Raw genomic sequence first — 24,775 nt, forward strand, 5'->3', positions numbered from 1 at the left:
TTTTCCATGATAGTTCTCCGAATGAAAGCCTGTCCTCAGCATAGTACCGGGAAGGAGGGAGTGACCATCTCATTAAATATCAGGTCGGCTCTTCTGTAGGCTAAGAGATCTTCTGCAGAATCAGACGAAAGAAAAACGTCATGTAATTCAATTGAATAGTTATGGTTTTCCATCAGCAGTTTTATAGGGTCAAGCGTTGCTTTCGTACTCATAAAATGCGGGCAATAAATGACAAAGTTCTTCTTCAATCCGCTGCTGTGCATGATATTGATAGTCTGCTCCAGCTGGTTCAGGTTCTGTTCCAGATGATGATGCAAATTGACGCCGACGGTCGTGGGCGTGATCCCTTTACCGGAACGGATAAACAGAGGATCGTTGAGTTGTCCTCTCAGACGCTGCAGTGACTGGCTCACGGCTGAGGGTGTGATATACAGCGTCTCGGCGGCTTTACTGATACTAAGGTGCTGATAAATGCACTCGAAAATGACTAACAGATTAAGATCGAATTTTTTAAGGTCATACAGGTTTGCCATGTTTCGTCCTGAGGGTACTGCGTTTGCTGTGGTTATCATATAACTGATAACAATAGTTTAAGGCTAACCATTTATAACTCTATAGGTTAGCTCTCTTAGTTTTAAATTAAAATCATCTTAATATATCACGGTGGCAGATTATTGAAATAGCACTTCAAAAGCGATTAAGACAATTTTATCTTAGGAAAGGGAGCAATGATTTTAAATGACAACTGTCATTTATATATTGCGATAGTTTTATAATAAAAATAAATTTATAACGCACCGGAATGATGTTCGACACAACCTATCACAGCCATAGGCAGGAATGCCTCTCTTATGGATTGCTCAATCCCTGCGCGGGTGTTGTAATCAAACGGCTGTTACCGCCTTGATATAAAGGGTTGTAGAGCGCAACGCAACGCCAGTTTCGGCTGGCACTGAATGTACCTGCGGGGAATTCAGGTATCAGGGCCGCCCGTTGAGGCGGCCTTTTTACTTTCAGGCTTTCCTGTAAAAGGTTCACCTTGTTGTCTTGTCGACGTTGTAAGGTTTGGCTGATTGATTTGATAAAGCATACGCATTAGCCCCGATGAATAAAGTTGGTTATCTTACATCTCAACGAAAACACGGAGGAAGTACAGATGTCTTTGATTAACACCAAAATTAAACCTTTCAAAAACCAGGCGTTCAAAAACGGTGAGTTCATCGAAGTTACCGAGAAAGATACCGAAGGCCGCTGGAGCGTCTTCTTCTTCTATCCGGCTGACTTTACCTTCGTTTGCCCGACTGAACTGGGTGACGTTGCAGACCATTACGATGAACTGCAGAAGCTGGGCGTAGACGTTTACTCCGTCTCTACCGATACCCACTTCACCCACAAAGCATGGCACAGCAGCTCCGAAACCATCGCGAAAATCAAATACGCGATGATCGGCGACCCGACTGGCGCCCTGACCCGTAACTTCGACAATATGCGTGAAGATGAAGGCCTGGCTGACCGCGCCACCTTCGTTGTTGACCCGCAGGGCATTATCCAGGCTATCGAAGTTACCGCTGAAGGTATCGGCCGTGATGCTTCTGACCTGCTGCGTAAAGTGAAAGCCGCTCAGTACGTGGCTTCTCACCCAGGCGAAGTGTGCCCGGCGAAATGGAAAGAAGGCGAAGCGACGCTGGCTCCATCCTTAGATCTGGTTGGTAAAATCTAAGTTTTGCCCATTCGGCAATCAATGGGCGCACCCGCGCCCATTTCATTCCAGCACCATGATGCAAGTTGCATTCAGGCCGCCCGTACAAGGCAGCTTGCATGATGACGTCTTAAGAGAGGGAAGAACAATGCTCGACACTAACATGAAAACCCAGCTCAGGGCCTACCTTGAGAAACTGACCAAACCCGTTGAGCTGATTGCCACGCTGGACGACAGCGCCAAATCGGCAGAGATCAAGGAACTGCTGGCGGAGATCGCCGAGCTGTCGCCGAAAGTGACCTTCAAAGAAGACAACGCGCTGCCGGTCCGTAAGCCCTCTTTCCTGATTACCAACCCAGGATCCGACCAGGGACCGCGCTTTGCCGGCTCGCCGCTGGGTCACGAATTTACCTCACTGGTGCTGGCGCTGCTGTGGACCGGTGGTCATCCGTCAAAAGAAGCGCAGGCGCTGCTGGAGCAGATCCGCGATATCGACGGTGATTTCGAATTTGAAACCTATTACTCGCTCTCCTGCCACAACTGCCCGGACGTGGTGCAGGCGCTGAACCTGATGTCGGTTCTGAACCCGCGCATCAAGCACACGGCGATTGACGGCGGTACCTTCCAGAATGAAATCACCGATCGCAACGTGATGGGCGTTCCGGCGGTCTATATGAACGGCAAAGAGTTCGGCCAGGGCCGCATGACGCTGACTGAGATCGTTGCCAAAGTGGATACCGGTGCTGAAAAACGTGCGGCGGAAGAGCTGAACAAACGCGATGCTTACGACGTGCTTATCGTCGGTTCCGGCCCTGCGGGCGCGGCGGCAGCGGTGTACTCCGCGCGTAAAGGTATTCGTACCGGCCTGATGGGTGAACGCTTTGGCGGCCAGGTGCTCGATACCGTGGACATCGAAAACTACATTTCCGTGCCGAAGACCGAAGGCCAGAAGCTGGCCGGGGCGCTGAAGGCGCACGTCAGCGACTACGACGTGGACGTGATTGACAGCCAGAGCGCCAGCAAGCTGGTTCCGGCAGCGGTCGAGGGTGGTTTACACCAGATTGAAACCGCGTCCGGCGCGGTGCTGAAAGCGCGCAGCATTATCATTGCCACCGGCGCGAAATGGCGCAACATGAACGTTCCGGGCGAAGATCAGTACCGTACCAAAGGCGTGACCTACTGTCCGCACTGCGACGGCCCGCTGTTTAAAGGTAAACGCGTGGCGGTGATCGGCGGCGGTAACTCCGGCGTGGAAGCGGCTATCGACCTGGCGGGGATTGTTGAGCACGTTACCCTTCTGGAGTTCGCTCCAGAGATGAAGGCCGACCAGGTTCTGCAGGATAAAGTTCGCAGCCTGAAAAACGTCGACATCGTACTGAACGCGCAGACCACGGAAGTGAAGGGCGACGGCAGCAAAGTGACCGGCCTGGAATACCGCGACCGCGTGAGCGGCGACGTGCACAGCGTTCAGCTGTCAGGGATCTTCGTGCAGATTGGTCTGCTGCCAAATACCACCTGGCTGGAAGGCGCGATTGAGCGCAACCGCATGGGCGAAATCATCATCGATGCGAAATGTGAAACCAGCGTGAAAGGCGTGTTTGCGGCGGGCGACTGCACCACCGTGCCGTACAAACAGATCATTATCGCCACGGGCGAAGGGGCGAAGGCGTCTCTGAGTTCCTTTGACTACCTGATTCGCACCAAAACCGCATAACAGAAGAAAGTAAGGCTACACCTGCAATAGCGAGAGGCCACCGAAAGGTGGCCTCTTTTTTTATCTTACGACCATCACCGGTATGTGGGTGTGGCGGATCACGCTGGAGGCGTTAGAGCCCAGCAGATGCGTGGTAATGGAAGGGTTGCGCGAACCGATGACCACCACGTCTGCTTTCAGCTCGTTCGCCAGTTCGTTTACCGCATCGCGAACGCTGCCGAATCTGACGTGCGTTTTGATGCGCGAAGGGTCGATGCTGAAGTGGCTGACCATGGTTTGCAGGCGAGTTTCCGCTTCATGCTGCAAATGCTCCTCGAAGCGACGCACGTCGGCGGCAAAGCGGTGCAGGCTCAGGCTGGCGGAACCCGGCAGTACGTGTAAAAGATGGATAACACCGTCCTGCTGCGCCAGGAACTCCGCATGGCGTACGGCCTTGTCGCTCAGCTCCATCTCAAAAACATCTACCGGCATAATGATTCTCTGATACATACCCGTTTCTCCTTGTTTATAAACGCTGAACTCATTCAACCATAAAATAGATATGGTTTCTGTAAGCGCCCCGTCAGTTTTCTTAAGTTGCCAGGATAAATCTCAAAAGGCCCGTATTCCGGGGCAGACCTTCAGGGGTAGCTACCCTTATACACTTACCTGGAACCTTTCGGAGGTCGCATGAAAGCACTTACGTATCACGGTCCGCACCATGTTCGCGTCGAGAATGTCCCCGATCCCATTATCGAACAGCCCGACGATATCATTCTGCGCGTCACGGCCACGGCTATCTGCGGCTCCGATTTGCATCTCTATCGCGGAAAGATCCCGAAGGTGCAGCACGGCGACATTTTTGGCCATGAGTTTATGGGGGAAATCGTCGAGTGCGGCGCAGAGGTGAAAAATTTGCAAAAAGGCGATCGCGTGGTGATCCCCTTTGTCATTGCCTGTGGGGACTGTTTCTTCTGTCGGTTGCAGCAATACGCGGCCTGTGAGAATACCAATGCCGGGCAGGGCGCCGCGCTGAACAAAAAGCAAATCCCCGCGCCGGCCGCGCTGTTTGGCTACAGCCATCTCTACGGCGGCGTGCCGGGGGGACAGGCGGAATATGTCCGCGTGCCAAAAGGCAACGTCGGGCCGTTTAAGGTCCCGCAACTCCTCTCCGATGATAAGGCGCTGTTCTTGTCAGATATTTTGCCCACGGCCTGGCAGGCGGCAAAAAATGCGCAGATTGAAAAAGGCTCAAGCGTTGCGGTTTTCGGCGCCGGGCCGGTGGGGCTCCTGACTATTGCCTGCGCGCGGTTGCTAGGCGCTGAGCAGATCTTTGTTATCGATCACCACCCGTACCGTTTGCGATTTGCCGAGGCGCGTTACGGCGCAATCCCCATCAACTTTGATGATGATAACGACGCAGCGGAAAAAATCATCGAGCAGACCGCTGGCCAGCGCGGCGTTGATGCCGTGATTGATGCGGTTGGGTTCGAAGCGAAAGGCAGCACCACGGAAACGATCCTCAGCAATCTTAAAATTGAAGGCAGCAGCGGCAAAGCGCTGCGGCAGTGCATTGCTGCCGTTCGACGCGGTGGCGTGGTTAGCGTACCCGGCGTGTACGCCGGGTTTATTCATGGCTTCCTGTTTGGCGATGCCTTTGATAAGGGTCTGACGTTTAAGATGGGCCAGACGCACGTCCATGCCTGGCTGGGTGAGCTGCTGCCGCTGATCGAAAAAGGGCTGCTTACCCCGGAAGAGATCGTGACCCATTATCTTCCCCTTGCCGATGCGGAACGCGCCTATAAGGTATTCGAAAAACGGGAGGAGGAGTGCCGGAAGGTGATTCTGGTCCCTGGCGCAGAAACGCCCGAGGCCGCAGAGCAAAAAGTTAAGGGCCTGGTGAACGCTTTCCCGGGTGGGGTTGCATAAGTGCTCGCCTAGCTGTGGCGTTCAAGATAAAGCACGGCCATGACGATAATCGCCGCAATAATCAGAAAAATAAGTGTGATAACCAGTATCTCACTCATGACCGTCCCCACGGCACCAAAACAGATTAAGCGTGGATTAAGGGCTTTTTGCGCGATATAAGAAAATGGGGTGAATTTACGGAAAGAGGATGCGGCTGCATCCTCTGTGCAAAGCGGGTGGGCGCTTGTTCAGAAGTGGTTAACGCAGGTAATCGCCCGCGGCTTCTGGCTGGTAGAGCAACGCCAGCACTTCAAGATGTGCAGAGGCGCCGCCCGGCAATTCCCAGTGGATGGTATCGCCCGTGCGCAGGCCCAGCAGTGCGGCACCCACAGGCGCAAGAACAGAAAGCTGTGCGCTGCTGTCGGTCATCTGAGCCGGGTAAACCAGCGTGCGGGTCAGCTCTTCACCGGTGGTCAGGTTGCGGAATTTTACCTGGCTGTTCATGGTGACCACGTCATGCGGCATCGTCTCAGGCGTGCACATCTGCGCCCGGTCGAGCTCCTCATTCAGGGCGTCGGCCACGGGAAGTGAGGCAAACTCCGCTTTTTCCAGCAGCCTGTCGATACGTTCTGCGTCGAGCTCGTTGATGATAATTGTAGGTCTGGACATTTTTACTCCATGTCGTTAATGCTGCGCGTAACGCAGAAACCAATCCAAAAGAAAACCCTCGCCGTCTGGCAGCGAGGGTTTAACTCTCCCGATGATACTGGCTGAGCGCGCAAGTTTGAAGTGATGAAGGTCACATTCATGGTCCATATGAATTTTCGCTGAAATTTATTCAGTCTTCATTCCGGGCGGAATACGTTACGCTGAGTGTCCTGAACCCGGGCTTTGCGCGAAGCGCTATTCGCGTCAGCCCACCAACGAGAGAGAACTATGTACTTCTACCAACCGTCTCAGGGGCACGGCCTGCCGCACGATCCGCTGAACGCCATTATTGGTCCACGTCCGATCGGCTGGATCTCCTCATGCGACAAGGCCGGTCAGCTCAACCTCGCACCGTATAGCTTCTTTAACTGCTTTAACTATCGCCCGCCGATCATCGGCTTTTCCAGCAACGGCTGGAAGGACAGCGTGCGTAATATTACCGAAACAAAGGAATTTGTCTGGAACCTTGCGACGCGCGATCTCGCGCAAGCGATGAACCAAACCTCTGCGATGCTTCCGCACGATCGGGATGAATTCAGCTTTGCCGGACTTACGCCAGCGGCGAGCCAGCTGGTTAACGCGCCCCGCGTCGCAGAAAGCCCGGTGAACTTTGAGTGCCGCCTGTCGCAGTGCATTCAGCTTACCGGTGCTGACGGCACACCGGTCGATACCTGGCTGGTGCTGGGGGAGGTGGTCGGTATCCATATTGCCGAAACGCTGCTGGAAGAGGGGATTTACCAGACGGCGAAAGCGCAGCCCATCCTGCGTGCGGGAGGGCCGACGGCGTATTATGGCATCAGTGATGAAAACCGGTTTGATATGGTGCGCCCGGGCGCGGATCAGTAGCCGGCTTTATCAATCACGAACTGTTTTCCGCAGTTACCCGGATGTGGCTGCGGGGCAAATGACGCCGCAGAAAGCGGGTTGTTAATGGTGTCCGCCTTCAGCGAAACCTGCATCTCGGTCAGATACGCCGGATTGCCGTTGCAGGTCAGCTTGATCGCTTTGATGTTTTCTTTTCCCCAGCTTTTGGCAACGGCACTGTCAAAGTCGCTGCGATTGACGGTTTTCCCGTAATTATCGGCGAGGAATTTACCGACCGCGCTGTTTTTAACTTCCTGATTCATCCGCACCATCGTGCCGAAATAGGCATCCGGATCGAAACCAAAGCAGACGCCATGTTTGGCGTATTCGTAACGTTCCAGGCAGGAATTACCGCCCGCACCCGGCATGACGTCGTTGAGCTTTGCGGCTGCGGAAAGCGACAGTCCGGTTTCGGCGGCATCGCATTTGCGGCTGGCCTTGACTTCCGGCATGTTCGGAATGGGACGCGTGGCGCAGCCAAAACGCATCCACCGACGTTCATCCACGCCGCGAGCGGCAATGGATTTTGGCAGGCCGGGCCATAGCCCGTGGACGGTCAGAAAATCGGCTTTATTATCGCGCTCTTTTTGCAGGCGACATTCGTCAGGTTCATTGCGGTTGCGCTCGACCATGCTCTGGCAAAACCCGGTTTGCCAGGACAGAGCCAGCACATAGCGATCGAAATCGCCATACTGTGTTGCCTTCAGCGGTTCCGCCTGTGCGGAGAAGAGACAGAGAGCAAGCGCGATTGCGCCAGACGGGATGACGATATCCTTCCTGAACATATGATTTCCTGATCGAATGAGCACGATTAATTTCTGGAAGTTATTAAAGCACAAAAAGCGCCCGCAGGCGCTTTTTGGATATCCCTAATTTAGCTTAGGCTGCGCCGGGTACCAGCACTTCCGTGGCGATAATCACGATAATCAGACCAACTATAACGGGCACTGAGGTGCGTTTGACGACTTCGAATGGCGAGATTTTCGCCATCCCGGCAACGGCGACGACCACACCCGACACCGGCGAAATGGTACGGCCCAGGTTTGACGCCTGCAGCATGGGAATGGAAAGGTAGGCCGGGTTAATACCGGAGGAGTGAGCCAGTTTCGGGATCATCTCAACGAAAGCGTAGAAAGGTGCATTACCGGAACCGGTGGTCATTGCCGCCAGCATGGTGAGCACCACCAGAACCAGCATCAGGATAATACTGGCCGAGCCGAACGAGGTGGCGATAGAAATCAGGCTCTGGATAAAGCCGATCGTGCTCAGACCCTGGGCAAAAACGCCCGCTGCAACCAGCAGGATAACCACGCCAGCGAAGGCATCCGCCATACCGCGATACGCAACTTCCAGACCCGAGAAGACTTTTTGCGTGTTAAAACCGCGCACAAACTCCAGCACGGCGGCCAGCAGCATGCAGATAACCAGAATGGTGATGATGTGCAGCTGTGGACCCCATTTTCCGTCAAAAATCAGCACTCCGACGATCGGGGTGAACGGCAGAATGGCATAGAACGCGGGAGCGGTCGTGGTGATTTCACTCACGTCCATCATTTCATGGCTGATGTTTTCTTTCTTATCGAGATAGCGCTGCCAGAAGAAATGCGCGATCCCCATGCCCACGATGGCAACAATCGAGATCGGTAACGTGGTTTTAAAGGCGAAGTCGATGAGTGACATCTCCGCTGCCTTTGCCGCCAGCACAACGTCGCCGGAGGTCGGGGAGAGAATAATCGCTGCCGGAGACGCGCAAATTGCCGCGGCCGCGCCACGGCTGATACCGACGTTCACCATGACCGGGAACAGCGTCGCCATGAGCAGTACGCCAAGCCCGGTAGCCGACGAAACGGCCAGTGACATCAGGCAGGCGAGGAAATAGGCGGCGACCATTAGCAGATACGGCGAGTTGATGTATTGCAGGGGTTTAGAGGCAAGCTTAACGACCATGTCGTTGGCGCCAATATGGGTCATGTAGGCTGCAAAACCGCACAGCATCATGATCATCATGCCCAGATCGCCGCCGCGGCTCATGAGCAATATTTTAATGTATTCAACAATATCTGTAGCCGTGTAACCGGTGCTGGTCGCGCTGGCAGGTAACACCTGGTGCCCCATTATTGCGCTGATAATCAGCAGCGTTAGACCGCCGACAAATAATACGCCTGTGGCCGAGTAGCCTTTAATGATGTAGCGTGCGACGCCGACAATGACGACGACTCCAATAAGGAGTTCGAATAACGTAAGCATGATTTCCCCTGTATCTCTGCTGCAATGGAGCACAAAAAATCAAAAAAAAGAAGGATGAAAATGTGCCGAATAATTGGCCTGTTCTTGCTGATTAAAATCAATAAACAGACGACTAAAGAACAGAACAACCGTCTTTTTGCCATGGCCCATACATTTATGTCATGAGGGTCTTGACCGTCAGAAATAGCGCAACATGTCCTAATAATGATAACAAATTGTTAATGTTTTGTGTGGTTTTACATGTCACTGATTCAGAACATTAAATGGGTAAAGTCACACCCCTTGTGGGCTTATTTGCACGTATCTCTCGCTTTCTTTAAGAATATTCCCGGAAAGAGCCCGAATAATTAGGAATAACGCTGATGTCGTTAAGCTTTGATTCAACTACTTTATGGTAAACTTTGCCTCGAATACTAAGAATGGTAATTGCATTGTGATTGTACGTAATACATTTTTCTCTATTTTGTTGTTTATTTTTGGGCAGTTAACGTTTTCTTCTGTTGCACAGGCAGAAAGCAACGCGACGGATAAAGGCTGGTTCTCAACCTTTACGGATAATGTTTCCCAGACATGGACGGCACCTGAACATTATGATCTCTATGTCCCGGCAATAACGTGGCATGCGCGTTTTGCTTATGACAAAGAGAAAACCGATAAATACAACGAGCGTCCGTGGGGCGCGGGTTTTGGCCAGTCGCGCTGGGATGAAAAGGGAAACTGGCATGGCATCTATCTGATGGCCTTCAAAGACTCGTTTAATAAATGGGAGCCGATTGGTGGGTATGGCTGGGAAAAAACCTGGCGCCCGCTAGCGGACGAGAACTTCCACGTCGGTTTGGGCTATACCGCCGGGGTTACTGCACGTGACAACTGGAAATACATTCCAATCCCGGTGCTGCTGCCTTTGGCCTCTATTGGCTATGGCCCGGCAACGTTCCAGATGACCTACATCCCGGGTACGTACAACAACGGTAACGTTTACTTCGCCTGGATGCGTTTTCAGTTTTAACTGACAAAACGTTACATGCTGGTGAAAAAACGCGCAGGCGTTGATTCATAAGCGATAAAAATCTGTCAGTGAAAATTAACGCGACTTTAGTCACTTTTTATCAAAGATCCGCTGGACAAAAGGTCCCACAATTGATGTACTGATAACCGACACAGCATTTGTGTCGTTTTTTAATGTAAAGGTAATTTTGATGTCTAAGATTAAAGGTAACGTTAAGTGGTTTAATGAGTCCAAAGGATTCGGTTTCATTACTCCTGAAGATGGCAGCAAAGACGTGTTCGTACACTTCTCTGCAATCCAGTCTAATGGTTTCAAAACTTTGGCTGAAGGTCAGCGTGTAGAGTTCGAAATCACTAACGGTGCCAAAGGCCCTTCTGCTGCTAACGTAATCGCTCTGTAATTCAGACGCGTCAGCAAGAATTTCAAAACCCGCTCACTGAGCGGGTTTTTTTCGTTTTGAATCAGCCAAGCAGATACATTTTCAGGAAGCTGGCAAAGATCAGCACGCTCAACAACACCATTCCTGCGCTCATCAGACTCTGTTTCATTCTGTCACCCTCGTTCAGTATTACATTCAGAGTGACAGAGAAAAATTAAGCCAACATTAACGGTTCGGCTGTTAATGCGCGCTTGCGGAAGAAAATAGCCAAAATGCGATCCCCGTCATCGCAAAGGAGCCGAGCATATTGATCGCCACATTCATCAGCGCCCAGCCGATACGGCCTTCCTGAAAGAGAAAAACCGTCTCCGCAGAAAAGGTTGAGAATGTGGTCAAACCGCCGCAGAATCCGGTGGTAATCAATACCTTCCACATTGGGTCGATGTGCGTCATTCGATTAAACCAGGCCAGCCCCATACCAATGATAAAGGCACCAATCAGGTTTGCGGCAAGTGTTCCCATAGGAATCGCCTGATGCAGGGGGTTAAACCGCATACTCAGAAACCATCGCGCAACGCTACCCGTTCCCCCACCAATAAAAACGGCTAAAAGTAGTTGTAACACGCTAAATACCTGCTATTTGATGTGTAAGAGAAGCGAGTTTAACGCCGTTTATGATGAGGGGACAAATATGTATGTAGCGGTAGGGCAATTTGTGGTCACGCCTGACTGGCGTGAAAATGCGAGAACATGCGTCAACCTGATGATGCAGGCCCGGCAGAAAGGCGCGTCGCTGTTGGTTCTCCCTGAGGCGCTGCTGGCCAGAGATGATAACGACCCGGATTTATCCGTGAAGTCCGCGCAGCCGCTGGATGGCGAATTCTTACAGCAATTACTCGGCCAAAGCGCAGGCAATACGATGACGACGATCTTAACGATCCATGTTCCTTCCACGCCGGGTCGCGCGGTGAATACACTCGTGGCGATTCGTGACGGGGCCATCGTGGCACATTACGCCAAGCTTCACCTCTATGATGCGTTCAGCATCCAGGAGTCGCGACGCGTTGACCCCGGAGACAATATCCCTCCGCTGCTGGAGATTGACGGATTTAAGATCGGACTGATGACCTGCTATGACCTGCGTTTTCCCGAGCTGGCGCTCCATCTGGCGCTGCAGGGGGCTGACGTGCTGGTACTGCCTGCCGCGTGGGTCAAAGGGCCGTTAAAAGAGCATCACTGGGCAACGCTGCTTGCGGCACGCGCGCTGGATACAACCTGCTATGTCGTTGCCGCAGGGGAATGTGGCACGAAAAACATCGGGCAAAGCAGGGTGGTTGATCCGCTGGGGGTGACGATCGCCGCCGCCGCTGAAGCCCCGCATGTGCTGGTGGCGGAGATAAACTTAGAGAGAATTGCGCTTGCGCGTCAGCAATTACCCGTTCTTCGCAATCGTCGGTTTGCGCCACCGCAATTATTGTGATGTTTTTTTCAACAATGCTTGATTCACCTTGTTACAGATTGCTATTGTGTGCACGCGCAAAATGACCGTTAATACAGTCAGGTTTTGGCGCTGAATGCAGCCTGTTTTAAGTCAAGAAGGTATCTATGGGTGAGATTAGTATTACCAAACTGCTGGTGGTTGCCGCACTGGTCGTCCTGCTGTTTGGTACCAAGAAGTTACGCACGCTGGGTGGTGACCTGGGGGCTGCCATCAAAGGCTTTAAGAAAGCGATGAACGATGATGATGCAGCGGCGAAGAAAAGCGCCGAGGATGACGTCCCGGCAGACAAGCTTTCTCACAAAGAGTGACAGCAACGCCTGAGTGCTTGCGAAAAAAAACCGGCTCATGAGGCCGGTTTTTTTGTATTACTGTAAATGAATATTACAGCATTATTTAACTTCTTCGCCTTTAGCCTGCATATCGGCATGGTATGAGGAGCGAACGAATGGGCCGCAGGCAGCGTGGGTGAAGCCCATCGCCATCGCTTCGGCTTTCATTTCATCGAACTCGTCCGGGCTCACGTAGCGCTGTACCGGCAGGTGGTGACGGCTTGGCTGCAGATACTGTCCGAGGGTAAGCATGGTCACACCGTGGCGGCGAAGATCGCGCATCACCTCGATGATTTCATCATTGGTTTCACCCAGACCCACCATCAGACCAGACTTGGTCGGAATATGCGGATGCGCTTCTTTGAAACGCTCCAGCAGTTTCAGGGACCAGTTATAGTCAGCGCCCGGACGGACCTGACGGTAAAGACGCGGCACGTTCTCCAGGTTGTGGTTAAACACATCTGGCGGCGTCGCGGTCAGGATATCCAGCGCGCGGTCCATACGGCCGCGGAAGTCAGGCACCAGCGTCTCGATTTTGATGTTAGGGCTTTTCTCGCGAATGGCCGTAATACAGTCGGCGAAGTGCTGAGCACCACCATCACGCAGGTCGTCACGGTCAACGGATGTGATAACCACATAACGCAGCGCCATGTCAGCGATGGTCTGCGCCAGTTTCTGGGGTTCGTTAGCATCAGGCGCGACTGGACGGCCATGAGCAACATCGCAGAACGGGCAGCGGCGGGTACAGATAGCACCCAGAATCATAAACGTCGCGGTACCGTGATTGAAACATTCAGCAAGGTTCGGACAAGAGGCTTCTTCACACACGGAGTGAAGACCATTCTTGCGCATCGCCGCTTTGATCCCCTGGATACGCGAAGAGTCGGCCGGAAGTTTGATTTTCATCCATTCCGGTTTTCTTAACAGCGCCTCGCGCTCTGTAGCCACGTTTTTAACCGGGATAAGGGCCATTTTATCGGCATCGCGGTATTTAACACCGCGTTCCATCACAATGGGTTTACTCATAGCGTGCGTGTTCCAGTTGCGAATATCGAAGGAAAGCGTTTCAATTCAAGGGAATGTTGTATTTATCAACTATTTTTGAACGAACGACAGGCAGTATATCATTGAAACGGTCGTTAAAGCAGCCTGCCAGATCGCCAATTTGTAAAATAGTTGTTGTTTTGTGCCTTTTGCCCTGCGGGTTGCAGGGACTTGTGCTGGCTAAACCTGTCAGAAGGCCTGACGGATGATGCGGATGACGTTTTCCAGGACTGGATCGCGCAAACTCAGCTTGTTGTAATGCAGTGAAATCTCGATAGATTCCGCATTAAGCTGGCTGAGCGGGATGCTTTCCAGCGGCCAGCATTTTTGTAGCAGGCTGTACAGGCGTGATGGCATAACGCACAGCATATCGCTGCTGCCGATCAGGGATGCGGTGGTAAACATATTGTAACTGCTGAAGCTGATCTGACGTTCCGGGAAAATTTCATCAATACGCTGACGAAGTGCATGATTAGATTGCCCTTCGGTCATGAAAGACGAGTGATCGTAGTTGCGCAGGTTTTCGATGGTTAACGGCTCGCTAAGAGCAGGATGCTGCTGGCGGCAAACCAGTACCAGGTTATCCGCATAAAGCACATTTTGCCCCAGCGCTCTGGCACTGAAGCTGCCGCTTTCAATAATCAGGTCCGTCTGGAACTGGGCAAGCTGAATGTCAGGTTCATTGAGAGGCACATTGCGAAGCAGGAGCTGCGGAGCATGCTCTTTTACGGCCTGGAAGATCGCCGGCATCACCAGCACCCCGACAGAAGGGGAACAGCCGATGGTGATGGTTCGCTGCTTATCATAGCTCCCGGTTAAATCCAGTGCGCCCAGAATCGACTCTAGCCCCTGGCTGATGTACTCGTGGAGATGCGTGGCATAAGCCGTCGGCGTTACCCCCTGGCCCTTACGGATAAATAACGGGTCGGGAAATATAGCGCGTAGCTTTTGGATTGACTGGCTTATTGCTGATGGCGTGAGATTAAGAATTTTCGCAGCGTTAACGATACCCTTATGGACATATACCGCCTCAAAAATAGTCAGTAAATTGAGATCAATATTACGTAAAGTCCGAAAAATTTGCGGCTTGTCTTCGCCACCGGGTTCATTCAGTCGTTTGGCTGGTAAATTATTATACTCCACGCTTTCACTCCGTATACATTCACAATATGAATGATAGTTGAATTTATTTATTATGCTTGTAGAGATTCGTAAAGTGTTGGTTTTGTTTCACTTGTTTATCAAGGGCAAACGGTTGTGTGATAATTGCTCACCTTACTTATGCCGTGTTTGCCATGCTTGCTGGAGGCTAAATAATATGTGACGGTAATATTCGGGCGCTTCGAAAATATAGAATCTGTGGATTATTGTAAAGTGCAAAAGCTGTAAATAAACAGTGGCCCGCCAAATTATCGAGCCATGTTGTATGATGTATTAAGCAGGGATATATTCGTATGGGGGATTGTTAAGTAGCGCTAACATCTGCTTTAAAAGCACGGGACGAATATGTTCTGGCGTAGCGGTTTCAACCCACTGACGCATTTGCGTCATTTCCATGCCGGCGTAGCCGCAGGGGTTAATGCGCTGGAAAGGCGCAAGGTCCATATTAATATTCAAGGCCAGGCCATGGAATGAGCAACCTTTACGAATACGCAGCCCCAGTGAGCAGATCTTCATTTCCCCAACGTAGACGCCCGGCGCATCGGCGCGTGGATGCGCGTCAATACCATATTCCGCCAGCGTGTTGACGACAGTTTGTTCCAGTAAGGTAACCAGTTCACGCACGCCCAGCTTTCTGCGCTTCAGATTGAGCAGGACGTACATCACCTGCTGACCGGGCCCATGATAAGTGACCTGACCGCCGCGATCGCTCTGAATAACCGGGATATCTCCCGTCATTAACAAATGCTCTGCTTTACCCGCCTGGCCTTGCGTAAATACCGGCAGGTGTTCGACCAGCCAGATCTCATCTGGGGTGCTGTCATCGCGTGAATCGGTGAAGTCATGCATAGCCTGGGAGACAGGCTCATAAGGTTGCAGCCCGAGGTGACGGACCAGAATTTTATCCTGATACAAAACTGCGTCTCCGAAGACGAGGGACAAAAGGTGTGGGGGAGTATATCACAGCGGGGGAGAGGGGTTACCCGGCAAACCGGGTAACCGCAAAGGGACTACAGCACCATACGAACAATTTCGATATTGCCGAGCTCTTCGTACAGCGTTTCCACCTGCTCAATGTGTGTCGCAGTGATGGTAATAGAAACCGAGTGGTAGTTGCCCTTGCTGCTTGGTTTTACTGACGGAGAGTAGTCACCCGGCGCATGGCGCTGTACCACTTCAACCACCTGATCAACCAGCTCAGGTTTCGCCAGACCCATTACTTTGTAGGTAAATGAGGTTGGGAATTCAAGCAGTTCGTTAAGTTTGGTTTTCATGTCAGCTCCGGCGTAACGTCAAAAAATAATAACTCCCACGTCAGGTGGGAGTTATCAGGATACTTAGTATATGGGGATCAAAATCACACTTTCAAGTGTTCAATTTTTAACCAAACCAGTGGTGGAACATCAATTTAATGTAATCAATGATTTTGCCGAAGAAATTGCCTTCAGGAATTTCTTGCAGGACAACCAGCGGACGCTGATCGATCGTTTTTCCATCCAGCTGGAAGTTGATCGTACCCACAACCTGGTTTTTCTGCAGCGGGGCATGCAGCTCGGTGCTGTTCAGCACGTAGCTGGCTTTCAGATCCTTCATGCGACCGCGTGGAATGGTCAGGTAGAGATCTTTATCAACGCCGAGTGAAGCACGGTCGTTGTCGCCGAACCAGACGGGTTCAGACGCAAACTCTTTCCCTGCTTTCAGTGGGTTCACGGTTTCGAAGAAGCGGAAGCCCCAGGTCAGCAGTTTCTTGCTTTCTGTTTCACGACCTTTAAAGGTACGGCCGCCCATCACGGCAGAGATCAGACGCATCTGACCTTCAGTGGCAGAGGCCACCAGGTTGTAGCCCGCTTTATCGGTGTGGCCAGTTTTGATGCCGTCAACGTTCAGGCTGTTATCCCACAGCAGGCCGTTACGGTTGGTCTGACGAATACCGTTGAAGGTGAACTCTTTTTCTTTATAGATAGAGTATTCATTAGGTACATCGCGGATCAGCGCCTGACCAATCAGGGCCATGTCACGTGCGGAGCTGTACTGACCGTCTGCGTCCAGGCCGTGTACGGTCTGGAAATGGCTGTTTTTCAGACCCAGCGCGTTAACGTAGCTGTTCATCAGGCCCACGAAGGCATCCTGGCTCCCGGCGGCGAAGTCGGCCATCGCCACGCAGGCATCGTTACCAGACTGCAGGTTGATACCGCGAATCAGCTGGGAAACAGGAACCTGCATACCCGGCTTCAGGAACATCAGAGAGGAACCTTTGAAAACAGGGTTCCCGGTTGCCCACGCATCGTTACCGATGGTGACCAGATCCGATTCTTTGAATTTACCTGCCTTCATCGCCTGGCCGATAACGTAGCTGGTCATCATTTTGGTCAGACTGGCCGGGTCACGGCGGGCATCGGCATTCTGTTCTGCCAGCACTTTGCCAGAGTTGTAATCGATCAGGATGTAGGATTCCGCGTCGATTTGCGGAACGCCAGGGATCATGGTCTTGATATTCAGGTCATCGGCGTGAGCTGCAGAGAGCGCAGCAGCGCAAAGGGCCGTGGTCAGCGCCATGCGCTGCACAAAACGAGCAGAAAAAGTGGTCTTCATGGTCAGAACTACGACATCCGTGATGGAGTTAAAAAAAGTGCCTTACTATAGCAAATGCTATTCAGGCAGGCATCCGACTTTAAGCATGAGTTTGTGAATGTGTTTTACACTAACTGACAATTCGGATACCGCCGGTTAATTATTTCGCAACAGCGATAAATGACTGAAGTTGAGCTTCATTCTGCAGACGCTGCTGCAGGGACGCGGCCTGCGATTTGCTGGCAAACGGCCCCATCTGAATGCGCCAGACCGCGCCGTTCTGCTCAACGCGTCCCGGTACGCCAAACTGCTGGCTCAGACGCTGTTGATACTGCCTGGCCCGGGCCTGATCGCTCACTGCGCCTACCTGAACCACATAGCTGCCGCTGGCCGCTGCTGGAGCCGCCACCGCCGCACTTTGCGTGGCCGCTGGCGCCGTTACGGGAGCCGGCTGGGTCGCTGGCGCAGCAACGGGCGCAGGGGCCGGAGTTGGCTCACTGCCTTCCAGCACGCCCGAGGCTAAGGTCGTCGGTGCGCCAAGAAAGCCGCTACTCTTTACCGGCGCACCGGTAGAATCCTCGCTTTGCAGCGTGTCATTGCTGATCGGGCGTATTTCTCCCCCCGGCTGAGCAGGCTCTGCCGGAGACGAGACGCTTCCCATTCCGCCGTCAAGATTTGGGCGGTCAGGAAGGGCATAGGTCTGTTTTGCCACCGTCGTACACGCGGTACCCGGCCCGGAGAGCGAACCATCCTGTGCGACGATAATCGGATCAATACGGACTTTGGTGTTGTTCGAGGTGTTCAGGCGATCGGCAGACGCGCGCGAGAGGGAAATCACCCGGTCATTCCCGTAAGGACCACGGTCGTTGATACGCACGACGATCATACGGCCATTCGCCAGGTTGGTGATACGAGCGTAGCTCGGGATCGGCAGCGTCGGGTGTGCTGCCGTCAGCTGCATTGGGTCGAACGCTTCCCCGGAAGCCGTCAGGTTACTGCCCGGCTCGGCATCATAAATGGCGGCAAAGCCCGCCTGACTGAAACGGGAAGGATCCTGAACAATTTTATAGCTTTTGCCGTCGCGCTGGTAATCCTGATTGGCACTGGCATTCAGCGGTTCATAAACGGGATCGGCACCGCTGATTTCAACGATCGGGCCATTACACACCGCAGGCTGCGGCGGCGCGACGGTTGCCTGTTGCTGACCATCATCACTTGTGCAGGCCGCAAGTAAACTTGCCGCGATGCAGATCCCCAGCCACTGCTTACGCATTCCGATCCCCTTATTTTTATACGCTTTTTGACAACATTTTTCTGTGGGTATGGATCGACATCACGATACCAAACCCGGCCATCAACACGATCAGTGCCGAGCCTCCGTAACTCACCAGCGGCAGCGGTACGCCTACCACCGGCAGAATACCACTCACCATACCAATATTTACGAAGACATAAACGAATAAAATCAGCATCAACCCGCCGGCCATGACGCGACCAAAGGTGGTTTGCGCGCGTGCTGCAATCCACAATCCCCGCATGATCAGCAGTACGTACAGCGCCAGCAATATTAAGATGCCAACCAGCCCCAGCTCTTCCGCCAGTACGGCGAAGATAAAGTCGGTGTGGCGTTCCGGTAAAAATTCCAGCTGCGACTGCGTGCCATGCAGCCAGCCTTTACCGCGCAGGCCGCCGGAGCCAATCGCAATCTTGGACTGAATAATATGATAGCCTGCGCCCAGCGGATCGGTTTCCGGATCGAGCAGCATCATGACGCGCTGGCGCTGGTAATCATGCATCAGGAAGAACCAGAGGATAGGAATGAACGCCGCAATCAGCACCACCGCGATACCAATCAGGCGCCAGCTCAGTCCCGACAGGAAAAGGACAAACAGGCCGGAAAGGGCGATAAGAATTGAGGTGCCAAGGTCAGGCTGCGCCGCAACCAGCAGCGTCGGCAGGAAAATCAGCACCAGCGCGATGGCCGTGTTTTTCAGCGACGGCGGACAGACGTCGCGGTTGATAAAGCGTGCCACCATCAATGGAACGGCGATTTTGGCAATTTCCGAGGGCTGGAAGCGGACAACGCCCAGATCCAGCCAGCGCTGTGCCCCTTTTGAAATGGCGCCAAACGCATCTACCGCAACCAGCAAAATAATACAGAAGATGTAGAGGTAGGGCGCCCAGCCTTCGTAGACGCGCGGCGGGATTTGCGCCATCACCACCATGATGATCAGACCCATGGCGATCTGGCCGATTTTGCGCTCCATCATGCCGATGTCCTGGCCGCTGGCGCTCCAGATAACCAGGGCGCTGTACACCAGCAGAGCCAGCAGGATCAGCAGCATGGCTGGGTCGATGTGGATTTTATCCCACAGCGATTTTTTATTTGGATTATCCGTCATGATTATTGGTCCTCCGCCGCAGCGGCGGCCGGGTTTTCAGCCGGCAGTTCGGTGTTGTTATCACCCAGCATAATGTGGTCAAGGATCTGGCGCATGATGGTACCTACTGCTGGCCCGGCACCGCCGTTCTCCAGAATCATCGCCACCGCGACCTGCGGGTTATCATAAGGGGCAAACGCCGTCATCAGCTTATGGTCACGAAGACGTTCAGCAATGCGGTGCGCGTTATAGGTTTCGTTGGCTTTCAGACCAAATACCTGCGCAGTACCGGATTTCGCGGCCACTTTGTACGGCGTACCGGCGAAGTACTTATGCGCGGTACCGTTCGGGCGGTTTGCCACGCCGTACATACCGTCTTTCGCAATTTCCCAGAAGCCGGAATGGATGTCACCCACCGGGGCCTCGTGCGGCTGGTTCCACGGCACTTTTTTGCCGTCTTCAACCGTACTCTGTAGCAGATGCGGCACTTTTACCACGCCGTCATTGATGAGGATCATCATGGCCTTGTTCATCTGAAGCGGCGTTGCCGTCCAGTAGCCCTGACCGATACCTACCGGAATGGTGTCACCCTGATACCACGGTTTTTTAAAGCGCTTCAGCTTCCATTCACGCGTTGGCATGTTGCCAGAACGTTCTTCTGAAAGGTCCACGCCGGTGTAATGCCCGTAGCCGAATTTGCTCATCCACTCTGACAGGCGGTCGATACCCATGTCATACGCCACCTGATAGAAGAAGGTATCCGCAGATTCTTCCAGCGATTTGGTGACGTTGAGATGACCGTGGCCCCATTTTTTCCAGTCACGATAGCGCTTATCTGAACCCGGCAGCTGCCACCAGCCCGGGTCAAACAGGCTGGTATTACGGTTGATGACGCCGGCACTCAGCGCAGAGACCGCCACGTACGGTTTAACCGTTGATGCTGGCGGGTAAACCCCTTGCGTCGCGCGGTTCACCAGCGGCGTGTTCGGGTCATTCAGCAGACCGGAATAGTCTTTGCTGGAAATACCGTCAACGAAGAGGTTCGGGTCATAGCTAGGCATGGAGACCATTGCCAGGATGCCGCCGGTACGAGGATCGGTGACCACAACGGCTGCACGGCTGCCCGCCAGCAGGGTTTCGATATACTGCTGAAGCTTGAGGTCGAGCGTCAGATAGACGTCATGCCCCGCCTGAGGCGGCACTTCTTTCAGCTGGCGGATCACGCGTCCACGGTTGTTAACCTCAACCTCTTCATAGCCGGTTTGCCCGTGCAGAACCTCTTCGTAGTAACGTTCGATCCCCAGCTTACCGATATCGTGCGTAGCAGCGTAGTTGGCCAGCTTGCCGTCTTTATCAAGGCGGTCGACGTCTTTGTCATTAATCTTGGAAACGTAGCCAATCACATGCGTCAGCGCGGAGCCGTAGGGATAGTAGCGACGCTTATATCCCTTCACTTCCACGCCGGGGAAACGGTACTGATTCACCGCAAAGCGGGCCACCTGGACTTCCGTAAGATTGGTTTTAACCGGAATCGAGGTGAAGCGGTGAGAGCGGGCGCGCTCTTTTTTAAACGCCGCGATATCGTCATCGTTAAGGTCGACAACGCTTTTCAGCGCTTCCAGCGTATCCTGAACATTATCGACTTTTTCCGGCATCATCTCGATTTGATAGATGGTGCGGTTCAACGCCAGCGGGGTGCCGTTACGATCGTAAATAATGCCGCGGCTGGGTGCGATAGGCACCAGCTTAATGCGGTTTTCGTTTGAACGCGTCTGGTAGTCGGTAAAGCGGACAATTTGCAGATTATAGAGGTTGGCGATCAGCACGCCGGTAAGCAGCAAAATCCCGGTAAAGGCGACCAGCGCCCGGCGCACAAACAGCGCGGACTCAGCCGTATAGTCGCGAAAAGAATTCTGTAGTTTCATCCGCTGCTTATTCTACCCTGGTCAGTCATTACTCGCGGTGATAGGGGTGGTTGGTAGTAATGCTCCACGCGCGATACAGGCTTTCTGCCACCAGTACCCGAACGAGCGGGTGGGGAAGCGTCAGCGCGGAGAGGGACCAACTTTGTTCAGCCGCTGCTTTGCAGGCAGGGGATAACCCTTCTGGTCCGCCAATCAACAGACTGACGTCACGGCCATCCTGCTTCCAGCGCTCCAGTTCTTGCGCCAGCTGCGGCGTATCCCAGGGTTTACCTGGAATATCGAGGGTGACGATGCGGTTTTTGCCAGCGGCAGCCAGCATTAGTTCGCCCTCTTTATCGAGAATACGTTTGATATCCGCGTTCTTGCCGCGCTTCCCGGCGGGAATTTCCACCAGCTCGAACGGCATGTCTTTTGGAAAACGACGCAGATATTCAGTAAAACCGGTTTGTACCCAGTCCGGCATTTTGGTGCCGACGGCGACCAGCTGTAACTTCACGCATTAACCCCAGAGTTTTTCCAGCTCATACAGGCGACGGCTCTCGTCCTGCATGACGTGGACAATCACATCGCCGAGGTCGACTACCACCCAGTCAGCCGTCGCTTCACCTTCAACGCCCAGCGGCAACAGCCCTGCTGCACGCGATTCCTGAACCACGTGATCGGCAATTGAAACAACATGACGCGTCGATGTACCGGTGCAGATGATCATGCAGTCGGTAATACTGGATTTACCCTTAACGTCGATAGCGATGATGTCCTGACCTTTCAGGTCATCAATTTTGTCAATAACAAAATCCTGGAGTGCTTTACCCTGCAAGTTTTCCCCCTGGGGTGAATGAGATTGTAAAACTTTGAATTCGTAGCCAGACAGTATACCTGAACTCACGCCTGCGTCGGGACAAATGTCTCCGGCCGGGCTTTTGAAGGCGGGTATCATCCCACCCTCCGCCTGAGATTGCATTGCCATTTTTGTAAAACAATTTCTGTAAAGCAATGATCGGCGGGAAAGTCTGGCAGCGGAGAATAACAGTATGGCTTACCCTGTCAAGGCAGGATAAACAATAAGCCGCTTTTTATGCTCTCCGGCTATTCATCTGCGCTTTTCTGATACAAACCGTGCGCATGGATATAGGCCAGCACCGGGGTTGGCAGCAGATCGTCACACGCTAAACCCTGCTGTAAACGCTCGCGAATGAGGGTTGCAGAGATATCAAACCACGGCGTTTCCGCCAGATAGATCTTCCCGGCAGGCTGGTTGTGAAGATCTTCAACATTATCGGTGAGATGGTCTTCCAGCCACTGCTGGTACTGCTCTTCGCGCATGGTCAGCGGATAGCCGGGACGGCGGCAGACGAGCAGGTGGCTGTTCTCCAGGATGGTTTCATACTGATGCCACGTAGGGAAATTCAGCAGAGAATCCTGGCCGATGATAAAGGCCAGCGGCTGGTCTGGCCCTTGTTCGGCGCGCCACTCCTGAAGCGTCTGAGACGTCCAGGAGGGCGTGTCGCGACGCAGCTCACGCTCGTCAAGTCGGAATAGCGGTTTATCTGCGATGGCAAGGGCAAGCATCTCTTTTCGCTGCTCGCTGGTCGCCTCGGGCTGTGGACGATGGGGCGGGACATTGTTGGGCATGATGGTGACGCGCTGAAGGCCGATCAGATTCGCCAGAATTTCAACCGGCTTCAGATGCCCGTAATGTACCGGGTCGAAGGTGCCGCCATATAAGGCCTGTAAAGAATGCATGCTATCCATCAATAAAAACGTCTGCCAGCGCCTTGTGGCAGAGCAGCAGAGAAAGGCTTTCCAGCTCCGCCCAGACCGACTGGCCATAATCTTGTTTTAACGTGAGCTCAGCGCGCATCAGAAGCTGCACAGCCTGACGAAGCTGTTCATGACTCAGGCGGTTGACGGCTTCGGTGATCAAAGCCCGGCGATTTTGCCACACGCGGTGTTTATCAAACAGCGAACGCAGCGGCGTATGGGCCGACTGACGCTTGAGCGTAATCAGCAGCAATAATTCGCGCTGCAGCGTACGCAGCAGAATAACCGGTTCGCTCCCTTCGAGACGCAGCTGTTGCAGAATATGCAGGGCGCGTTTGCTTTTCGCCGACAGCAGCGCGTCCACCCAGTGGAACGGCGTGAAGTGTGCCGCGTCGTTAACGGCCTGCTCGACGCGCGGTAAGGTCAGCTTGCCATCTGGCCAGAGCAGGGAGAGTCTGTCCAGCGCCTGCGCCAGGGCCAGCAGGTTACCTTCATAGCAGTAGCAGAGCAGTTGGTTCGCCGCATCATCCAGCTGAAGGTTGTTCTGCTTCGCTCTCGCTGCCACCCATTTTGGCAGATGCGCCTGTTCAGGCGTCTGACAGGTAACCTGTACCGCGCGGGCTGCGAGTTGGGTGAACCACGCCGCATTTTCCTGCGCTTTGGTGAGCTTGTTGCCGCGCACAATCAGCAGCAGATCGCTGTGAAGCAGGCTGACCAGCGTGGCCAGCTGTTCATTGATGGCCGCGTTAGGGCCGTTCTCCGGCAGCAGGATCTGAATAGTCTGGCGCGACGCAAAAAGGCTCATCGCCTGACAGAGTGAGAAGAGGGCATTCCAGTCGGTGTTGTTATCCAGCTGGACGGTGTGGTGTTCATCGAAGCCCTGAGAGGCGGCTTCATGCCGCACGGCATCCAGGCTTTCCTGAAGCAATAACGGATCGTTTCCAAGAAGCAAATACGCCGCGCGCAGCCCTTCTTTGAGCTGCGCGCGGAGTTGTTCAGGATACAGCCTGATCATCATTTACCCAGAGAGTTAGCAGCAGGAAGCGTGCCAGCAACCGGTTTTTCAACAATGTCAGAGCCTTGTCGGGTAGACGCTGCAATACCTGGCAGTTTACGGATCAGCTGTTCCGCCGCCTTGTCGTACATTTCGTTGATGATAATCTGCTGTTCGGCATCTTTTGCCAATGCCGTCTGCGGGTTATCGAAGAACGAACGGAACACTTTCGCGCTGATCGGATAGATGTCTTTACCCGGGATCAGGACCGCTGCGTTGACCGTCAGCACCATCTGATATTCAGCTGTACGACCATCCTGGAAGATAGAGGCCGTATCTCTCGACAGACCTCCTCCGATGATACGCAGAGACGGTACATCCTGGCGCAGCGTTCGTTTCTCAACAAGCTCAACGCCGTTCAGACGCAGCTGATTACGAACTGCCCGGCTGAGTGGACCATTCGGATCCGATGAGTCGAAAATCATCGTTTTCATCTCAGCAGGCACTGCCGTGGTATTGCGCAGGTGCCAGCCACAGCCGGCGGTGACAAGCACCGCCAGTGATAAGAGTATTGTTGCCAGTTGTCGCACGTTTCCTCCCG

27 protein-coding genes and 1 pseudogene are annotated in these 24,775 nt (G+C 53.3%); 8 read left to right on the top strand and 20 right to left on the bottom strand.

Going from position 1 to position 24,775, the window contains the following annotated elements; translation table 11 throughout:
• Positions 1 to 74: 74 nt before the first annotated feature.
• Positions 75 to 533: pseudogene (locus tag QMN93_RS05625) on the bottom strand (LysR family transcriptional regulator); the annotation flags it as partial.
• A gap of 623 nt (positions 534 to 1,156) precedes the next feature.
• Between QMN93_RS05625 and ahpC the strand changes: the two are divergent.
• A complete protein-coding gene (gene ahpC, locus QMN93_RS05630; protein ID WP_008501015.1) occupies positions 1,157 to 1,720 on the top strand; it encodes an alkyl hydroperoxide reductase subunit C in 564 nt (187 codons plus the stop codon).
• Between the two features lie 127 nt (positions 1,721 to 1,847).
• Positions 1,848 to 3,413 carry an alkyl hydroperoxide reductase subunit F gene (gene ahpF, locus QMN93_RS05635; protein ID WP_182383175.1) on the top strand — a complete coding sequence of 522 codons (1,566 nt, stop codon included), beginning with the start codon at positions 1,848 to 1,850 and terminating at the stop codon, positions 3,411 to 3,413.
• Between the two features lie 60 nt (positions 3,414 to 3,473).
• On the opposite strand, the gene uspG is transcribed toward ahpF, so the two are convergent.
• Positions 3,474 to 3,902: a universal stress protein UspG gene (uspG, locus tag QMN93_RS05640; RefSeq protein ID WP_023310731.1), complete on the bottom strand. Its 429-nt coding sequence runs from the start codon at positions 3,900 to 3,902 to the stop codon at positions 3,474 to 3,476.
• A gap of 180 nt (positions 3,903 to 4,082) precedes the next feature.
• Here uspG and QMN93_RS05645 point away from each other — a divergent pair, with 180 nt between their 5' ends.
• Positions 4,083 to 5,321 (top strand): zinc-dependent alcohol dehydrogenase, encoded by a 1,239-nt coding sequence (locus QMN93_RS05645; protein WP_032661072.1) that lies wholly within the window; start codon positions 4,083 to 4,085, stop codon positions 5,319 to 5,321.
• An 8-nt stretch (positions 5,322 to 5,329) separates the two neighbouring features.
• On the opposite strand, the gene yldA is transcribed toward QMN93_RS05645, so the two are convergent.
• Together yldA and rnk are read right to left on the bottom strand one after the other, a co-directional pair.
• Complete coding sequence (gene yldA / locus QMN93_RS05650; protein ID WP_272481390.1) at positions 5,330 to 5,419, bottom strand: small membrane protein YldA; 90 nt, start codon at positions 5,417 to 5,419, stop codon at positions 5,330 to 5,332.
• Positions 5,420 to 5,558: 139 nt separating this feature from the next.
• Positions 5,559 to 5,969 carry a nucleoside diphosphate kinase regulator gene (gene rnk / locus QMN93_RS05655; protein ID WP_023310734.1) on the bottom strand — a complete coding sequence of 137 codons (411 nt, stop codon included), beginning with the start codon at positions 5,967 to 5,969 and terminating at the stop codon, positions 5,559 to 5,561.
• 267 nt (positions 5,970 to 6,236) lie between these two features.
• On the opposite strand from rnk, the gene QMN93_RS05660 reads away from it, so the two are divergent.
• Positions 6,237 to 6,854 carry a flavin reductase family protein gene (locus QMN93_RS05660; protein WP_023310735.1) on the top strand — a complete coding sequence of 206 codons (618 nt, stop codon included), beginning with the start codon at positions 6,237 to 6,239 and terminating at the stop codon, positions 6,852 to 6,854.
• Here QMN93_RS05660 and rna read toward each other — a convergent pair.
• The gene (rna, locus tag QMN93_RS05665; RefSeq protein WP_182383176.1) at positions 6,848 to 7,657 is read right to left on the bottom strand and encodes a ribonuclease I; all 810 of its coding nucleotides are present in this window, start codon (positions 7,655 to 7,657) and stop codon (positions 6,848 to 6,850) included. The genes QMN93_RS05660 and rna overlap by 7 nt on opposite strands.
• A gap of 94 nt (positions 7,658 to 7,751) precedes the next feature.
• The gene (dcuC, locus tag QMN93_RS05670) at positions 7,752 to 9,119 is read right to left on the bottom strand and encodes an anaerobic C4-dicarboxylate transporter DcuC (RefSeq protein ID WP_023310737.1); all 1,368 of its coding nucleotides are present in this window, start codon (positions 9,117 to 9,119) and stop codon (positions 7,752 to 7,754) included.
• A 391-nt stretch (positions 9,120 to 9,510) separates the two neighbouring features.
• On the opposite strand from dcuC, the gene pagP reads away from it, so the two are divergent.
• Entirely contained in the window at positions 9,511 to 10,128 is a 618-nt protein-coding gene (gene pagP / locus QMN93_RS05675; RefSeq protein ID WP_069303811.1) for a lipid IV(A) palmitoyltransferase PagP, read from the top strand.
• 190 nt (positions 10,129 to 10,318) lie between these two features.
• On the top strand, positions 10,319 to 10,528 hold the full coding sequence (gene cspE / locus QMN93_RS05680; protein WP_002439184.1) for a transcription antiterminator/RNA stability regulator CspE: 210 nt from the start codon (positions 10,319 to 10,321) through the stop codon (positions 10,526 to 10,528).
• A gap of 219 nt (positions 10,529 to 10,747) precedes the next feature.
• Here cspE and crcB read toward each other — a convergent pair whose 3' ends face one another.
• On the bottom strand, positions 10,748 to 11,131 hold the full coding sequence (gene crcB / locus QMN93_RS05685) for a fluoride efflux transporter CrcB (protein ID WP_033144922.1): 384 nt from the start codon (positions 11,129 to 11,131) through the stop codon (positions 10,748 to 10,750).
• Positions 11,132 to 11,198: 67 nt separating this feature from the next.
• Here crcB and QMN93_RS05690 point away from each other — a divergent pair, with 67 nt between their 5' ends.
• Together QMN93_RS05690 and tatE are read left to right on the top strand one after the other, a co-directional pair.
• Entirely contained in the window at positions 11,199 to 11,987 is a 789-nt protein-coding gene (locus tag QMN93_RS05690; protein ID WP_182383177.1) for a deaminated glutathione amidase, read from the top strand.
• 125 nt (positions 11,988 to 12,112) lie between these two features.
• Entirely contained in the window at positions 12,113 to 12,316 is a 204-nt protein-coding gene (tatE, locus tag QMN93_RS05695) for a twin-arginine translocase subunit TatE (protein WP_023310742.1), read from the top strand.
• Between the two features lie 81 nt (positions 12,317 to 12,397).
• Here the strand turns inward: tatE and lipA are convergent, their stop codons facing one another.
• The 13 genes from lipA to lptE all read right to left on the bottom strand — a co-directional run bounded on the left by lipA (position 12,398) and on the right by lptE (position 24,764).
• Positions 12,398 to 13,363 carry a lipoyl synthase gene (gene lipA / locus QMN93_RS05700; protein ID WP_013097595.1) on the bottom strand — a complete coding sequence of 322 codons (966 nt, stop codon included), beginning with the start codon at positions 13,361 to 13,363 and terminating at the stop codon, positions 12,398 to 12,400.
• Positions 13,364 to 13,570: 207 nt separating this feature from the next.
• The gene (locus QMN93_RS05705; protein ID WP_032665064.1) at positions 13,571 to 14,524 is read right to left on the bottom strand and encodes a YbeF family transcriptional regulator; all 954 of its coding nucleotides are present in this window, start codon (positions 14,522 to 14,524) and stop codon (positions 13,571 to 13,573) included.
• Positions 14,525 to 14,815: 291 nt separating this feature from the next.
• Positions 14,816 to 15,457 (bottom strand): lipoyl(octanoyl) transferase LipB, encoded by a 642-nt coding sequence (lipB, locus tag QMN93_RS05710; RefSeq protein ID WP_033144925.1) that lies wholly within the window; start codon positions 15,455 to 15,457, stop codon positions 14,816 to 14,818.
• A gap of 95 nt (positions 15,458 to 15,552) precedes the next feature.
• Positions 15,553 to 15,816, bottom strand: coding sequence for a DUF493 family protein YbeD (gene ybeD, locus QMN93_RS05715; protein ID WP_006177135.1), 264 nt, complete (start codon positions 15,814 to 15,816; stop codon positions 15,553 to 15,555).
• A gap of 106 nt (positions 15,817 to 15,922) precedes the next feature.
• Positions 15,923 to 17,134, bottom strand: a complete 1,212-nt coding sequence (gene dacA / locus QMN93_RS05720; RefSeq protein ID WP_032638844.1) for a D-alanyl-D-alanine carboxypeptidase DacA — start codon at positions 17,132 to 17,134, stop codon at positions 15,923 to 15,925.
• Positions 17,135 to 17,273: 139 nt separating this feature from the next.
• Positions 17,274 to 18,386 (bottom strand): endolytic peptidoglycan transglycosylase RlpA, encoded by a 1,113-nt coding sequence (gene rlpA, locus QMN93_RS05725; RefSeq protein ID WP_069303815.1) that lies wholly within the window; start codon positions 18,384 to 18,386, stop codon positions 17,274 to 17,276.
• 16 nt (positions 18,387 to 18,402) lie between these two features.
• Complete coding sequence (mrdB, locus tag QMN93_RS05730) at positions 18,403 to 19,515, bottom strand: peptidoglycan glycosyltransferase MrdB (RefSeq protein WP_023310746.1); 1,113 nt, start codon at positions 19,513 to 19,515, stop codon at positions 18,403 to 18,405.
• 2 nt (positions 19,516 to 19,517) lie between these two features.
• Positions 19,518 to 21,419: a peptidoglycan DD-transpeptidase MrdA gene (mrdA, locus tag QMN93_RS05735; RefSeq protein WP_193138910.1), complete on the bottom strand. Its 1,902-nt coding sequence runs from the start codon at positions 21,417 to 21,419 to the stop codon at positions 19,518 to 19,520.
• Positions 21,420 to 21,447: 28 nt separating this feature from the next.
• Entirely contained in the window at positions 21,448 to 21,915 is a 468-nt protein-coding gene (gene rlmH, locus QMN93_RS05740; RefSeq protein ID WP_023310748.1) for a 23S rRNA (pseudouridine(1915)-N(3))-methyltransferase RlmH, read from the bottom strand.
• Positions 21,916 to 21,918: 3 nt separating this feature from the next.
• Positions 21,919 to 22,236 carry a ribosome silencing factor gene (gene rsfS / locus QMN93_RS05745; protein WP_023334893.1) on the bottom strand — a complete coding sequence of 106 codons (318 nt, stop codon included), beginning with the start codon at positions 22,234 to 22,236 and terminating at the stop codon, positions 21,919 to 21,921.
• Positions 22,237 to 22,505: 269 nt separating this feature from the next.
• Positions 22,506 to 23,171 carry a nicotinate-nucleotide adenylyltransferase gene (gene nadD / locus QMN93_RS05750; protein WP_029740134.1) on the bottom strand — a complete coding sequence of 222 codons (666 nt, stop codon included), beginning with the start codon at positions 23,169 to 23,171 and terminating at the stop codon, positions 22,506 to 22,508.
• Complete coding sequence (gene holA / locus QMN93_RS05755; RefSeq protein WP_039261258.1) at positions 23,164 to 24,195, bottom strand: DNA polymerase III subunit delta; 1,032 nt, start codon at positions 24,193 to 24,195, stop codon at positions 23,164 to 23,166. The genes nadD and holA overlap by 8 nt, the downstream gene beginning before the upstream one ends.
• Complete coding sequence (lptE, locus tag QMN93_RS05760) at positions 24,195 to 24,764, bottom strand: LPS assembly lipoprotein LptE (protein WP_064673643.1); 570 nt, start codon at positions 24,762 to 24,764, stop codon at positions 24,195 to 24,197. The genes holA and lptE overlap by 1 nt, the downstream gene beginning before the upstream one ends.
• Positions 24,765 to 24,775 lie beyond the last annotated feature (11 nt).

The sequence above is a fragment of the Enterobacter sp. R-1.6.2 genome, assembly GCF_035064085.1.
Lineage (GTDB): Bacteria > Pseudomonadota > Gammaproteobacteria > Enterobacterales > Enterobacteriaceae > Enterobacter > Enterobacter asburiae_B.